This is a genomic window from Streptomyces caelestis (assembly GCF_001279005.1).
Lineage (GTDB): Bacteria > Actinomycetota > Actinomycetes > Streptomycetales > Streptomycetaceae > Streptomyces > Streptomyces heliomycini.
Genome location: NZ_LGCN01000051.1, coordinates 54,656 through 68,641, shown reverse-complemented (window position 1 = coordinate 68,641; position 13,986 = coordinate 54,656). Strand labels below are relative to the sequence as shown.

The following is a 13,986-nucleotide window of genomic DNA, read 5'->3' as shown; positions in this document are numbered from 1 at the left end:
CGGCCCGCCGGGGTGATCCGTTCCGTGAGTTTCCCATTCCGGTGATCACGACGGGGTCACGTCCGGAGCGTGGCGGCAGGCGCGGGGCGCGGTGGTGCGCGGCACGAGGCCCGCCTGTGCGGCGGCCCGTCGGGCTGGTCTGTTCCGTAAAGTTCCCCGCTTCGTCGGTCACGCCGGCGTGACGTCCGGAGCATGGCGTGACGCGGCGTGACACCCGCCGTGCGTCCCGCGCGGGGGCGCGCCGGCACGGTCGGCGGCCGGTGCGCCCCCGCGCGTTCCGTTCCCGGCCGGTCAGCCGCCCGGCGCCCGGTGGCGGGCCGCCAGGGCGGCCGCCCCCCGCTCGGTCAGGGCGCCGAACAGGCGCAGCCGGGAGACGCCGCCGTCGGGGAAGACGTCCAGGCGCGCGTGCGTGCCGACCGCCGGCTTCGGGAGGACGAAGCGGTGGGCGGTGTCGGGCTGGAGGCGGGTGCGGGGGAGGATCTCCCGCCAGCCGGCCGTGTCGCCGTCCCGCACCGACACCGCCGCCCAGCCCGCGCTGTTGCCCTTCAGGTACGCCGTGTCGATCTCCAGGGCGCGGATCCGCGCCTGCGCCGCCAGGCGGTAGCGGATCCAGTCGTGGCCCCGGTCGCGGCGGCGCCGGGTCTCCCAGCCGTCGTCCATCCGGTGGGAGCGGCCGGGCCGGATGGTGTGGGACGCCGGCGAGTAGAAGCGGTCCGAGGCGTCCTCGACCCGGCCGCCGTTCTCCAGCGCGACGACGTCGAAGGCGCCGAGCGCGGCCAGCCAGGCCGGGTCCGGGACGACCTCGCCGTACACCCGCAGCCGGGCGATGCCGCCGTCGGGGTGCTGGTTGAGGCGCAGGTGGGTGAGGCGCCGTCCGGCCGTGACGGCGAAGCCGTTGGCCGCGTGGCCGCCGACCGGGGTGCGCGGGACCAGCGTCGTCCACTCCACGTCGTCCGAGAGCAGTTCCCGGGGCGACGGGGAGCCCGCCACCGACGCGCCCTCGACGGACACGGCCTGCGGGTGGTTGCCGCGGAAGTGCGCGGTGTCCACGACGATCCCGTGGACGACCCCGGGCGCGCCGAGCCGGATCAGCGCCCAGTCGTGGTCCTCGTCCGCCGGCCACGGGTGGCCGGCACAGGTGCCGCGCCGGCGCCGGGTCTCCCAGCCGTCCATGGTCTTGCCCTTGTGCCCGAAGCGTCCGGGGTCGAACTCGGCGCGTCCGGGCAGCAGGAGGTTCTCGCGCTGGGCGAAGAACTCGTCGTTGGCGGCGACGACGCCGGCGCCGAGCCGGCGGTCGGCGAGGTCGGTGTGGTGGGTGAAGGGGAAGACGGCGGTGCGGTAGTCCGCGTACGGGTCGCCGCCGCCGTAGGGGGGCGCGTCGCCGGTGAAGCTCTCGATCGCCGTCACGGTGGTCCGGTCCTGCCTTTCGGGGGTCGGGGCCAGGGGGAACGGGTGAGGAGCCGGCCCTTCGGTTCGGTGAACCCGCCGTCGGCGAGGATGCGTTCGCCGCGCAGCCAGGTGGACTTCACGACGCCGTACAGGGTCCTGCCCGCGTAGGCCGTCACGCGGTTGCGGTGCTGGAGCGCCGCCGGGTCGACGGTGAAGGCCTCGTCGGGGGCGAGGACGGCGAAGTCGGCGTCGCGGCCGGGCGCGATGGCGCCCTTGCGCGCGTCGAGGCCGGCCAGCCGGGCCGTGCGCGCCGACATCCAGCGGACCACGTCCTCCAGGCCGTGGCCGCGCCCGCGGGCCTCGGTCCAGACGACCGGCAGGCCGAGCTGGAGTCCGGAGATGCCGCCCCAGGCGGTCGAGAAGTCGTCCGTCTTGAGGTCGGCGGTGGACGGGGAGTGGTCGGTGACGACGCAGTCGACGGTGCCGTCGGCCAGGGCCCGCCAGAGCGGGGCCCGGTTGGCGGCCTCGCGGATGGGCGGGCAGCACTTGAACGCACCGGCGCCGTCCGGGACCTCCTCCGCGGTGAGGGTGAGGTAGTGGGGGCAGGTCTCGGCGGTGACGCGTACGCCGTCGGCCTTGGCCGCGGCGATCACGGGGAGCGCGTCGCTGGAGGAGAGGTGCAGGACGTGCACCCGCGCGCCCAGGCGTTTCGCCTGGTCGACGAGGTGGGCGATGGCGGTGTTCTCGGCGTCGCGGGGGCGGGAGGCGAGGAAGTCGGCGTACTTCGGGCCGCCGCGCCGCGGCGCGGCGTCGAGGTGGCGCGGGTCCTCGGCGTGCACGATCAGCAGGCCGTCGAAGGCGGCGATCCCGGTGAGGGAGCGGGCCAGTCGTTCCCGGTCCAGGTGCGGGAACCCGTCCACGCCGGAGGGCGACAGGAAGGCCTTGAAGCCGAAGACGCCGGCCTCGTGCAGCGGGCGCAGGTCCTCGACGTTGTCCGGCAGGGCGCCGCCCCAGAAGCCGACGTCGACATGGGCCCTGCCGGCGGCGGCCCGCCGCTTGGCGCGCAGGTGGTCGACGGTGGTGGTGGGCGGGAGGGAGTTGAGCGGCATGTCGATCAGCGTGGTGACGCCGCCGGCCGCCGCCGCGCGGGTCGCGGTCCAAAAGCCCTCCCACTCGGCGCGGCCGGGGTCGTTGACGTGCACGTGGGTGTCGACCAGGCCGGGCAGCAGGACGTCGTCGCCGAGGTCCTCCAGGCGGGCGCCGTCGGGGACGGGCGCGTCGTACGGCAGGACGGCCGTGATCGTGCCGTCGGCGACCGTGACGGAGGCGGCGCGCGTTCCCTCGGGGGTGATGACGCGCGTGGAGCGCAGCACCGCTTCGGCGTCGGGCACGCGGATCCCCCTGACTTCTCGCCGGGACGGAATTCAACGTTCCGTTGAAGGAGTCTTCCCCCGCGCCTGCGGGCCGTCAAGGGCACGCGCCCCGCACGGCCCGGGGTCACGAACACCTCCGGACGATTCCGTGGAACGGAATGGGAATTCCACTCAGCAGAACACGGCTGCGCACAAGCGGGCGGTCGACCGGCCGCCGGGTAGGCTTCTGCCCTCCCCGCCAGGCCTCGAAAGGAACGCGCCGTGCCGACGTCCAGCGCCAGCACCACCGGCTCCGCCCGGTCCGCCGCCAGTGGCGGCGTGCAGTCCCTCGAGCGCGCCTTCGACCTGCTCGAACGGATGGCGGACGCGGGCGGCGAGGTCGGCCTGAGCGAGCTGGCCGCGAGCAGCGGACTGCCCCTGCCGACCATCCACCGCCTGATGCGCACGCTGGTCGCCTGCGGCTCCGTACGCCAGCAGCCCAACCGCCGCTACGCGCTGGGCCCGCGGCTGATCCGGCTCGGCGAGTCCGCCTCCCGGCTGCTGGGCGCCTGGGCGCGCCCGCACCTGGCCCGCCTGGTGGAGGAGACCGGCGAGACGGCGAACATGGCGCTGCTCGACGGGGACGAGGTCGTGTACGTGGCGCAGGTGCCGTCGAAGCACTCCGTGCGGATGTTCACCGAGGTCGGCCGGCGCGTCCTGCCGCACTCCACGGGCGTGGGCAAGGCCCTGCTCGCCGGCTTCCCGCCGGAGGAGGTGCGGGCCCTGCTCGGCCGTACCGGCATGCCCGCCGCGACGGACAGGACCATCACCACCCCGGGCGGCTTCCTCGCGGCCCTGGAGGAGGTACGGCGCCTCGGCTACGCGATGGACGACAACGAGCAGGAGATCGGCGTCCGCTGTCTCGCCGTACCGGTGCCGGACTCCCCCACGGCGGCGGCGATCTCCGTCTCGGGCCCGGCGGGGCGGGTCACGGAGGAGGCGACGGAACGGATCGTGCCGGCGCTCCGGCAGGTCGCGGCGGAGCTCTCCGAGGCGCTCACCACGCCGGGCGCCTCCCCCACCGCCTGAGCGGGGCGCGTCAGACGCGTGGCGACGGACCGAACAGGTCCACCGCCTCGCGCAGTTCGCGCACGCCCTGCCCCAGCGCGCTCACCGAGCCGATCGCACCCGCGACCAGCAGCAGGGAACGGCGCAGCCGGGAAACCTCGAGGTCGCCGGCTGCGGCCATGCCGGCCAGCGCGGCGAGCTCCTCCTCCGCGACGCTCCGGTCCCGGAAGTCCCCGGGATGGGCGGCGAGTTGCCGGCGTAACCGGGACACGGCGGAGCGCAGCCCCGCCACGTGTGGGTCCACCTGACTGCCGGGCACACACCTCTGTTCCACGCTGTGCGACACAGTCCTCCCCCTGGCACGTCGTCGTACGCCTCCCCGGCCGGCCGCGGCGCCCCGCAGACCGGTCGCGCCAGTAAACGCCACCCCGGCCCCCTCGCGCCAGTCCGCTGCGTCATCGAGTTGCTCCGCAGCGTGACGAATCGGCCCCGGACGCCCGTCCGGAGCCGTCCCGATACCCCGCGACGGGTGCGGTATGCAGGAGGCATGACGGACAACGGAGACCGGACCGTGGGACTGCTGCTGGCCGCGGGCGGCGGGCGACGCCTCGGCGGGCGGCCCAAGGCGCTGCTCGGGCACCGGGGACGGCCGCTCGTGGAGCACGCGGCGGGAGTGCTCCGCGCGGGCGGCTGCGCGCGGGTGCACGTGGTGCTCGGCGCGCGGGCGGACGAGGTGCGCGCCCGCGCCCTCCTGCCGGACTGCGTCCTCGTCGACAACCCGGCCTGGGAGGAGGGCATGGGCGCCTCCCTGCGGGCCGGTCTCGACTCACTGGCCGGGACGGGCGCACGGGCCGCGCTGGTCTCGCTGGTCGACCAGCCCGGGATCGGTCCGGAGGCGATCGCCCGGGTGCTCGGCGCCCTCCGCTCCCCCGAGTCGCTCGCCTCGGCCGCCTACGACGGCGTACGCGGCCACCCGGTGCTGCTCGGCGCCGCGCACTGGGCCGGGATCGCCGCGACCGCGACCGGGGACCGGGGCGCGCGCGCCTATCTGAGGGAGCACGCGGAAGGGATCGCACTCGTCGAGTGCGGCGACGTGGCCGAGGCGTACGACATCGACACCGAGGCGGATCTGGCGCACCTCGAATGAGCCGGGGCGAGCGGTGGGGGCAGCGGGCGGCGGCCGGCGCACGACCTGCTGCCGGAGGTCTCCCCCGACGAGGACGACGCCGGCTTCCTCACCCTGCCGGCGTACGAGCGGCTCAAGGGCCGGCCCCTACGGGTCCGAGCGGCCCAGGTGCACCGACCAGTCCTGGGCCGCCGCCGGTTTGCCGTGCAGGTCGGGAACCCGCTTCAGCCAGTCGGGACGCCCCCGCCGCGTCCTCGCCGCCCGCCGGGCGTTCTCCTCGGCGAGCTCGTCCGGGCCGGGGAAGTCGGTGGGCAGCCACGCCCCGGACGTCCGCACGCGCGCGTGCAGGTACGTCACGTACGCCTCGCGGACCTCATCGGGCGTGGCGAAGTGGGGGTCGTCGGCCAGCCAGTCGTCGGGGACCTCGGCGGTGACGGACCGCAGCAGCTCCTCGGTCACCTTCGGCGCGAGTTCGGCGTCCGCCGCGTGGACGTCGGGTCCGTAGCGGCCGAGGGCGTGATGACGGAAGTCGTACGCCTTGGCGGGGTCCGAGCCCTCCCAGCGGTGGTGGAAGACGAGCGCGGCCCCGTGGTCGATGAGCCACAGCCTCGGCGGCGCGACGCCCCGCGTCGGCCACACGACCAGGTTGGAACTGTGGACGGTGCGGTCCACGTTGACGGTGAGGGCGTCGAGCCAGACGATCCGCCCGGCCTCCAGCGGCTCGACGGGGAAGACCCGGGCGACCTCGGGGGTGAGGTCCTGCGCGCCCGACAGGTAGTCCATGCCGAGGTTGACGCCGGCGCTGGCGGCGTGCAGCTCCCGCACCTCCTGGTGCGGCTCGCCGTCCGCCACCGCCGGATCGAAGCGCACCAGCACCAGCTCGGGGAAGCGCAGCCCGAGGGCCCGGGCCAGCTCCCCCACGATCACCTCGGCGACCAGCGCCTTGCGCCCCTGCGCGGAGCCGGTGAACTTGACGACGTAGGTGCCCAGGTCGTCGGCCTCGAAGACGCCGGGCACGGAGCCACCCTGGTGGAGCGGCGTGACGTAACGGGTGGCGGTGACCTCGGTCAGCATGCCCCGAACCCTACCCGCGGCCTCCCGTCAGCCCGCGTGCTGCCGCAAAAGCACCAGTTCACGGTTCATCTCCCTGAGGAACCGCACGACCACCGTCAGCTCCTCGGAGGTGAAGCGGCCGCGCGCCGTGTCGGTGCTGTGCGCCAGCGGCCGGAAGTACTCCCTGGCCAGGCTCCTGGCCTGCGCCGCGTACTCCAGGTGCACCACCCGGCGGTCGTCGGCCGCCCGGACGCGCCGGATGTGGCCCGCCCGCTCCAGGCGGTCCAGGCACGCGGTCACCGCTCCGGACGTGAGGTTGAGCTGCTTGCGCAGGCGGCCGGGCGTCATGGGCTCGCCCGGCGCGCCGGCGTCGGCGTCCGCGTCCAGGATCGCGATCAGGGCCTGCATGTCGGTGGGGTGCAGACCCTGCGCGTGCGCGAACTCCTGGGCGATGCGGTTGAACTCGCTGTTCATTCGGCGCAACTGGACCGCGAAGGACTGCAACCCTGTCGGGTCGTCCGCCGAAGTACGTGCCGAGGGGGTGCCGGAGCCGCTCATGCCCGCCAGTATAGAATCACTCAACGATTGAGATACTTAATCATTGACTTACTCCTTCGGCGCATGGGGATCCACATGAAGAACGCACCGAGCCGGGCCCGGTGGCTCGTCCCGCTCGCCCTGCTGATCGTCTGGCTGGGCGTGGGCGGGACCCTCGGGCCGTACGCGGGCAAGCTGGGCGAGGTGGCCACCAACGACCAGGCCTCCTTCCTCCCGCAGAGCGCCGAGTCCACTCGGGTACTGGATGCCCAGAAGGCGTTCGACCAGTCCGAGACCGTGCCGGCCGTCGTGGTCTGGACGACGGACGGCGGCCGGGTCACCGGGGCCCAGCAGACCGCCGCCTCGGACGCGGTCGGCGCCCTCGCCGGCCGCGCCGGTGTCGTCGGCCGGCCCTCTCCGGCGCTGGTCTCCGAGGACCGGGAGGCCATGCAGGCCGTCGTCCAGCTCGAGCCCGACCTGGGCGACGCGCTGCCCGAGGTGCTGGACGAGGTGCGCCGGGCGGCGGACGGCGTGTCCGGGACCACGGCGCGGATCGCCGGTCCGGCGGCGAGCCAGGCCGATCTGTCGGACGCGTTCGCGGGCATCGACGGACTGCTGCTGGGCGTGGCGCTCGGCGCCGTCCTGCTGATCCTGCTGCTGGTCTACCGGAGCGTCCTGCTGCCGTTCCTGATCATCCTCGGCTCCGTCTTCGCCCTGGGGCTCGCCTGCGCCGTCGTCTACGCGCTGGCGGACCGGGACGTGGTCCGGGTCGACGGCCAGGTGCAGGGCATCCTCTCGATCCTCGTGATCGGCGCGGCCACCGACTACGCCCTGCTGCTGTCGGCCCGTTTCCGCGAGGAGCTCGCCGAGCGCGGCGACCGGTACGCGGCCGCGGTGACGGCCGTGCGCAGGTCCTTCGGCGCCATCACGGCGAGCGCCGCCACCGTGGCGCTCGCGCTGCTGGCCCTGCTCGCCAGCGACCTGACGAACAACCGCGCCCTGGGACCGGTCGGCGCCATCGGCATCGTGTGCGCGGTGCTCTCCACGCTCACCTTCCTGCCGGCCGTGCTGGCCCTGCTGGGCCGGGCCGCGTACTGGCCCGCCCGGCCGAAGGCGCCGGACGCGTCCGTGGAGGGGCACGGCGTGTGGCGCCGGGTCGCCGCGACCGTGGACCGCCGGCCGCGCCGGGTGTGGCTGCTGACCGCGCTGGTCCTCGCCGTCTTCGCCGCCTTCGCCCCCTCCCTGTCCGCCAAGGGGGTGCCGCTCGACGAGATCTTCGTGAACGACGCGCCCTCGGTCGCCGCCCAGAAGACGCTCGGCGAGCACTTCCCCGGCGGGTCCGGGAACCCGGCCGTCATCATCGCCGACGCCGACCGCGGCGCCGAGGTGACGGCCGCGGCGCGCAGGACGCAGGGCGTGGACTCGGCCGGCGCCGTCTCCGCCTCGGGGCGGCCGGGAGCCGGTGAGCCGCTGGTCGTCGACGGGCGCGTGCGCATCGACGCCACCCTCGAGGACGCGGCGGACAGCGACGCCGCGAAGGCGACCGTCGAACGGCTGCGCGAGAGCGTGCACGCGGTCTCCGGAGCCGACGCGCTGGTCGGCGGCTACACGGCCCAGCAGTACGACACCCAGCGGACCGCCGCCCACGACCGCACCCTGATCGTCCCGGTCGTGCTCGTCATCATCCTGCTGATCCTCGTCCTGCTGCTGCGCTCCCTGCTCGTGCCCGTGCTGCTGGTCGCGACCGTGGCGCTCAACTTCCTGGCGACCCTCGGCGTCTCGACCCTCGTCTTCGAGCACCTGCTCGGCTTCAGCGGCACCGACGCGTCGGTCCCGCTGTACGGGTTCGTGTTCCTGGTGGCCCTCGGCGTCGACTACAACATCTTCCTGATGTCCCGGGTGCGGGAGGAGGCGCTCGTGCACGGCACCCGGCGGGGCGTGCTGCGCGGGCTGACCACGACCGGCGGGGTGATCACCTCGGCCGGTGTGGTGCTCGCCGCGACGTTCGCCGCGCTGATGGTCATCCCCCTGGCCTTCCTGGTGCAGATCGCCTTCATCGTGGCGTTCGGCGTGCTGCTCGACACGCTCGTGGTCCGCTCGCTGCTGGTCCCCGCGCTGGTGATCGACATCGGGCCCCGGGCGTGGTGGCCCGGAGCCCTGGCCCGCGACGGCGCGGGGCCCGCGCCGCGGGCGGAGCGCAGCTGAGTCACCCGCCGGCCAGCGGACTGGGCAGCGGACGGTAGCGGGCGTCCGCGCCGTCCGCCGCGGTCCAGCGCAGCAGGAGGTTGGTCTTGGCCGGGAGGGTGGGGGCGGTGAGGAGGGCGGGGATCTCGGGGAGGTCGTGCCGGGCCAGTTCGCGGCGGAGAGCGGGCCAGGGGTCGAGGCCGGGGTGGTGGTCGGCGAGGGCGGCGGCGACCTCCATGAGGTGGTTGACGACCAGGCAGTAGACCAGGCGTTCCCAGCCCGCCTCCCGGGAGACCTCGGACAGGAGTCTCACGCCCTCCGCGTCCCGGTACAGGGCCCGTACCGGCGTGCCGTCGGGGTCCATGGCGACGAGCGTGTTCTGCAGGTGGGCCTCCAGGACGACGCCGTGTCCGCCGAAGGCCGTCAGGGCCGGGGGAACCACCCGCGACAGGTAGGCCCCCCACCAGTCCGCCGGCCGCGGGGCGGCGGCCAGCGGACTGCCGTCGAAGCCCTCCACCAGTGCGGCGGCCAGGTACGGGGTCGCGCCGGGCGGGAGGTGGCCGCGCAGGCCGTCGCGGACGACCACGGCCAGCTGCTCGTGGGCGAAGTCCGCGGTGCGGTGCCCGCGGTCGCTCTGCCAGGCCGCGTCCGACTCGGCGAAGGCGTCGCGCGCGGCCGTGTCGGTGGTACGGAGCCTCAGCAGGTCGTGGCGCCACAGCCGGCGGACGTCGTTGGTGATGCGCACGTCCAGGCTGAACTTCAGGAACAGGTCGCGCTCGGGCGCGTAGACGGTGCGGACCGCCGCCGTGGGCCACACCGGGAAGGCGGTCGTGCCCAGCCGGACCAGTCGGCCGTCGGCGAAGGCGGGGGCGAGGTCCCGGGCCGCGAGCTCCAGCTGCCAGGGGTGGGCGGGCAGCAGGCGGTAGCCGGGCGGCGCCGCGCCCAGGCCGTCGAGGGCCGCGGTGTCCCCCTCCTCCACCACCGTGTCCTCGCGCAGCCCCAGCAGGGTCAGCGGGAAGCGGGCGTGCGCCTCGGGCGCGTACGGCAGCCAGGCCGCCGCCGGGCCGCCGCCCCGCGCCTTGGGGGCGGGATGGTGGGTGTGGCCGGTGACGAGGGCCTGCTCGGAGCGCAGGTACGGGTCGTCGGGCGGCGTGGCCCGGGCGCGGGCGGCGAGCAGCGCGGCCACCGCCTCCCGGCTGTCGAGCATCTCGGCGGGCAGCTCGTGGTTGGACAGACCGGTGTGCCGGCGCAGTTCCTCGGCGACGAGTTTCACCAGCTCCGTGTGGCCCACGCGGCGCCAGGCGCCCGCGGCGTGGACCTCGGGTGCGCGGGGGCGCCGGGTGCCGCGCACCCGCAGCAGGCGGCCGGTGCCGGGCAGGCGGTACGTCGCGTGCGTCCCCGGTCCCGGCACGGGCCGCGCCACTTCGCGCAGCAGGCAGTTCAGCAGCGGCACCGCCGCGTACGCGTCGGCGCGGCGGGCCGTGTCGTCGTCCGCGGGCGGGGTGATGAGGTCCACGCGTTCCTCTGGTTCCTTACGGTCTGTCCGGACGGAGACGATCAGTATGTCTGTCATCGTCCACCCCCACGCCCCGTCCCGCGCGTCACCGAGGAGCCCGCCCGTGCACCGTCCCCCCACCGCCGAGGCCGAGGTCGCCGACGAGTTGGCCGTCGTACGGCCCGCTCTCGTGCCCCGGTACGCCGAGGAGCTGCCCGGCGCCCGCGCGGCCGTGCTGACCCGGCTGTGGCGCGGTCTCGCGCACGAGCCGCTGCCGTGGATCGTCCGCCGGGAGGCGGACCGCGAGGGGCTCACCCTGCGGCTGGCGGACGGCCGGCGGCTGCGCGGCCCGCACGCGGATCCGTACGCGACCGGCGCGTACGTCACCGCCGTACGGCTGGACGGGGCGGCCTACGCCGATCCGGCGCGGCTGATGACGGAGCTGGCCGTACCGCACTCGGCGGCGTTCGCCACCGAACTCGGGCTCAGCGCGGCGTCGTTGGCGCTGTCCCGGGCGGGGCGGCGGGATCACCCGGCACGGTGGCCCACCGAGGGCTGGCAGTGGGAGCAGCGAGTGGTCGACGGGCATCCGTTCCACCCCGGCTGCCGCTGCCGGCCGGGTTTCTCGGTGGCCGAGCAGCTCGCCTACGGGCCCGAGCACGGGCCGGTCGTGGAGCTGGGACTGGTACCCGTGCCGGAGGCCGGCTGCCTGGTGACGGGGGTGTGGCCGACGTGGCTGCGGGAGCCGGGGCGGGTGGTGGTGCCGGTGCATCCGTGGCAGGCGGCGCACGTGCTGGAGCGGACGGGCGGGCGGCGCCTCGCGGCGCGTCCGCTGATGGCGCTGCGCACCCTCGCGCTGCCGGAGGGGCCGCACGTCAAGACGGCGCTGAGCGCCCGGCTGACGTCCTCGGTGCGGGACATCTCGCTCGGCTCGGTGGCCGCGTCGGCGGTGCTGTCGGACTTCGGGGAGGCGGTGGCGGCGCGCACGGACGGGCTGCTGCACGTCACCCGCACGCTGGGCGCGGTGGCGGCCGGGTCCCCCGATCTGGCGGCGCTGCTGCGCGAGCCGCCGGAGGAGTACGCGGCGGCCGGGGAGCGCGTCGTCCCGGTGGCGGCGCTGGCGACCACCGGACTGCCCCGCTCGCCCGCCTGGGCGGGCCGGTTCGCACGGCTGGCGCTCACGGTCGGGCTGCGGCTGCTGGAGCTGGGGGTGGCGCTGGAGGCGCACGGCCAGAACCTGCTGGTGGTGCTGGAACCGGACGGGGACCCGGTGCGGCTGGTCTACCGCGATCTGGCCGATCTGCGGGTCAGCCCCGCCCGGCTCGCCCGGCACGGCGTCCCGCTCCCCGGGCGGCTGCCCGCGCGCATGGTCACGGACGACGAACGCGCCCTGCGCCGCAAGCTGTTCGGTTCGCTGGTGGCCGGCGCGCTGGCGGGCACGGCGGGATCGGGACCGGCGCTGCGGGCGGCCCTGGAGAGCGCCGTGCCGCGGTTGCCGCGCACCCCGGACCTGACCGCCCTGCTCGACGGGCCGCTGCCGGCGAAGGCGCTGACGCTGATGCGGCTGTCGCCGCGGACAGCGGGGGACCAATGGACGCAGCTGCCCAATCCGCTGCGGTACGGGTCCGGATGACGGCCCGTTTTGGAGCACGGCGCTCCCGATCAATAGGATCCGCCGATGATCAGAAGAAAACGGCCGGTGGCAGGCGCCTGTGCCCTGCTCGCCGCACTGACGGCCGGGCTCGCCTTCCCGGCCGGGGCGGCCGCCGGTGAACCCACGGGCCAGGACGCGCCGAAGGTGAACCTCCTCCTCGATGTGAGCGGCTCGATGCGGGCCAAGGACATCGACGGGCAGTCCCGGATGGCGGCGGCGAAGCAGGCGTTCAACGAGGTGCTGGACGCGACGCCGGAGGAGGTCGAGCTGGGCATCCGCACGCTGGGCGCGAACTACCCCGGCGACGACCGCAAGGAGGGCTGCAAGGACACCGCGCAGCTCTACCCGGTCGGCCCGCTGGACCGCACCGAGGCCAAGACGGCGGTGGCCACGCTCACCCCGACGGGCTGGACCCCGATCGGCCCCGCCCTGCTGAAGGCGGCCGACGACCTCGAGGGCGGCGCCGGCTCCAAGCGGATCGTGCTGATCAGCGACGGCGAGGACACCTGCGCCCCGCTCGACCCGTGCGAGGTGGCCCGGGAGATCGCGGCCAAGGGCATCGGCCTGACCATCGACACCCTGGGCCTGGTGCCGAACGCCAAGCTGAGCCGGCAGCTCAGCTGCATCGCCGAGGCGACCGGCGGCACGTACACCTCGGTCGAGCACCAGGACGAACTCACCGACCGGGTGAACGAGCTGGTGGACCGCGCGGCCGAGCCCGTGGTGACGCCGGTGGCCGCCCAGGGCGCCGGCTCGTGCGAGAAGGCGCCGGTGCTGGAGTCCGGCCTCTACACCGACCGTGCGGAGTTCGGGCAGCAGCGCTGGTACCGCGTGGAGCTGCTGTCGGGGCAGGAGCTGCGCGCCTCGGTGAGCGTGGCGGCGGACCGCGCCGTGCGCCCGGACCACGGCGTGCTGCTGCGGGCCGTCACCGTGCACGACCGGGAGATCGTGCGCGGCGAGGCGACCGGCACCGGCCGTACGGACGTGCTGTCCACCGGGCTGCGGTACCCGAAGCCCGAGCGGGACGACGACGACAGCGGCAAGCCCGCCGCCGAGACCGTGTGCCTGGCGGTGACCACCTCCTTCTCGGCGGACTCCGGGGTGAAGACCACGCCCGGTCTTCCGCTGGAGCTGACGGTCGACGTCGTGGACGCGCCGGACGGCGCGGACGACGTGGCCTCCTTCGGTCTCGGCCGGGGCTGGTGGCTGCTCGGCGCGCTGATCCTCACCGGCTTCCTCGCCGGTCTCGTCTGGGGCTGGCTGTCACGCTGGCGGGTCGCCGTCTGGAGGACCAACTGATGCGCGCCGTACGTGTACTGAGTGCCGCCCTGCTGACGCTCGGGCTGGCCGCCGCCCCCGCCGCGGCCGACTCCTCCCCCTCCCCCGGCGCGTCCGGGGACGACGGGGCGCCCACCCGCGCGGGCACCTCGTTCCGCACGGCGACGGAGGTCGCGCAGGGGCGGACCGCCACCGCGCGCGCCTCCACGGGCGACTACCTGTACTGGTCGTTCCCGGCGGACGCCGGGCAGCGCCCCACCGTCCGCGCGACGGTGAAGCTGCCGGAGAGCCACGCGGCCGAGACCTGGCAGATCGACGTGTACGACGGTCTGCGCCGCCGCCAGGCCTGCCAGTACGGCGCGCAGACCCGCACCGCCGGGGCGGACCGGCCCTCGGTGGAGCTGGAGTGCGTGCTGCGCACGGTCCGCGCCTGGTCGGAGCCGTGGGCGAACGACCCGCTGCCGGGCACGTACTACGTCCGCCTCACGGCGCTGCGCCTGTCCACGGCCGACCTGGGCCAGCCGGTGAACGCCGAACTGCGGGTCGAGTCCAAGGACATGGGCGGCGCGGCGGCCGTGGACGGCGCGCTGTCCGAACCGCTGGTGCCGGGCATCGCGACGCGCGCCGAGCCGGAGGGAGCGAAGGACGACGACTCGCCCACCGCCGTCCTGGCCGATCTGGAGCCCGAGGACGGCTGGACCTCCGGCTGGTGGTCCGACCGCTGGACATGGACGGCGGCGGGCGGCGTCCTGGCCGCCCTGGCGGGCGTCGCCGGCTACCGGCTGACGCGGGGGTCCGGGCGTCCGCCCGGAGTGCCGCCGACCGCGTGACGCCCTCCCGGAAGGCCCGC

The 13,986-nt window shown here is 75.4% G+C and carries 12 protein-coding genes; 6 read left to right on the top strand and 6 right to left on the bottom strand.

Annotation, left to right across the window (positions count from 1 at the left end):
* Nucleotides 1-291: 291 nt before the first annotated feature.
* Complete coding sequence (gene alc / locus ADK41_RS05480; protein ID WP_030831470.1) at nucleotides 292-1,407, bottom strand: allantoicase; 1,116 nt, start codon at nucleotides 1,405-1,407, stop codon at nucleotides 292-294.
* Nucleotides 1,404-2,780 carry an allantoinase AllB gene (gene allB, locus ADK41_RS05475; RefSeq protein ID WP_030831468.1) on the bottom strand — a complete coding sequence of 459 codons (1,377 nt, stop codon included), beginning with the start codon at nucleotides 2,778-2,780 and terminating at the stop codon, nucleotides 1,404-1,406. Before allB ends, alc begins: the two co-directional genes overlap by 4 nt.
* Before the next feature lie 243 nt (nucleotides 2,781-3,023).
* On the opposite strand from allB, the gene ADK41_RS05470 reads away from it, so the two are divergent.
* Nucleotides 3,024-3,830, top strand: a complete 807-nt coding sequence (locus ADK41_RS05470) for an IclR family transcriptional regulator (protein WP_030831465.1) — start codon at nucleotides 3,024-3,026, stop codon at nucleotides 3,828-3,830.
* Nucleotides 3,831-3,840: 10 nt separating this feature from the next.
* Here the strand turns inward: ADK41_RS05470 and ADK41_RS05465 are convergent, their stop codons facing one another.
* Nucleotides 3,841-4,101 (bottom strand): DUF5955 family protein, encoded by a 261-nt coding sequence (locus tag ADK41_RS05465; protein ID WP_420706776.1) that lies wholly within the window; start codon nucleotides 4,099-4,101, stop codon nucleotides 3,841-3,843.
* A gap of 255 nt (nucleotides 4,102-4,356) precedes the next feature.
* Here ADK41_RS05465 and ADK41_RS05460 point away from each other — a divergent pair, with 255 nt between their 5' ends.
* A complete protein-coding gene (locus ADK41_RS05460; protein ID WP_030831459.1) occupies nucleotides 4,357-4,956 on the top strand; it encodes a nucleotidyltransferase family protein in 600 nt (199 codons plus the stop codon).
* Between the two features lie 126 nt (nucleotides 4,957-5,082).
* On the opposite strand, the gene ADK41_RS05455 is transcribed toward ADK41_RS05460, so the two are convergent.
* Nucleotides 5,083-6,009 carry a HipA family kinase gene (locus ADK41_RS05455; protein ID WP_030831456.1) on the bottom strand — a complete coding sequence of 309 codons (927 nt, stop codon included), beginning with the start codon at nucleotides 6,007-6,009 and terminating at the stop codon, nucleotides 5,083-5,085.
* Between the two features lie 27 nt (nucleotides 6,010-6,036).
* On the bottom strand, nucleotides 6,037-6,546 hold the full coding sequence (locus tag ADK41_RS05450) for a MarR family winged helix-turn-helix transcriptional regulator (RefSeq protein ID WP_030831453.1): 510 nt from the start codon (nucleotides 6,544-6,546) through the stop codon (nucleotides 6,037-6,039).
* Between the two features lie 75 nt (nucleotides 6,547-6,621).
* Between ADK41_RS05450 and ADK41_RS05445 the strand changes: the two genes are divergently transcribed.
* Nucleotides 6,622-8,730, top strand: coding sequence for an MMPL family transporter (locus tag ADK41_RS05445; RefSeq protein ID WP_030831450.1), 2,109 nt, complete (start codon nucleotides 6,622-6,624; stop codon nucleotides 8,728-8,730).
* A 1-nt stretch (nucleotide 8,731) separates the two neighbouring features.
* Here the strand turns inward: ADK41_RS05445 and ADK41_RS05440 are convergent, their stop codons facing one another.
* A complete protein-coding gene (locus ADK41_RS05440; protein WP_078662078.1) occupies nucleotides 8,732-10,282 on the bottom strand; it encodes an IucA/IucC family protein in 1,551 nt (516 codons plus the stop codon).
* A 46-nt stretch (nucleotides 10,283-10,328) separates the two neighbouring features.
* Between ADK41_RS05440 and ADK41_RS05435 the strand changes: the two genes are divergently transcribed.
* From ADK41_RS05435 to ADK41_RS05425, 3 genes are read left to right on the top strand one after another with little or no spacing between them, the layout of a single operon-like run.
* A complete protein-coding gene (locus ADK41_RS05435) occupies nucleotides 10,329-11,837 on the top strand; it encodes an IucA/IucC family protein (protein WP_030831445.1) in 1,509 nt (502 codons plus the stop codon).
* A gap of 45 nt (nucleotides 11,838-11,882) precedes the next feature.
* Nucleotides 11,883-13,157: a VWA domain-containing protein gene (locus ADK41_RS05430; protein WP_030831442.1), complete on the top strand. Its 1,275-nt coding sequence runs from the start codon at nucleotides 11,883-11,885 to the stop codon at nucleotides 13,155-13,157.
* Complete coding sequence (locus ADK41_RS05425; protein ID WP_030831440.1) at nucleotides 13,157-13,966, top strand: hypothetical protein; 810 nt, start codon at nucleotides 13,157-13,159, stop codon at nucleotides 13,964-13,966. Before ADK41_RS05430 ends, ADK41_RS05425 begins: the two co-directional genes overlap by 1 nt.
* Nucleotides 13,967-13,986: the final 20 nt, after the last annotated feature.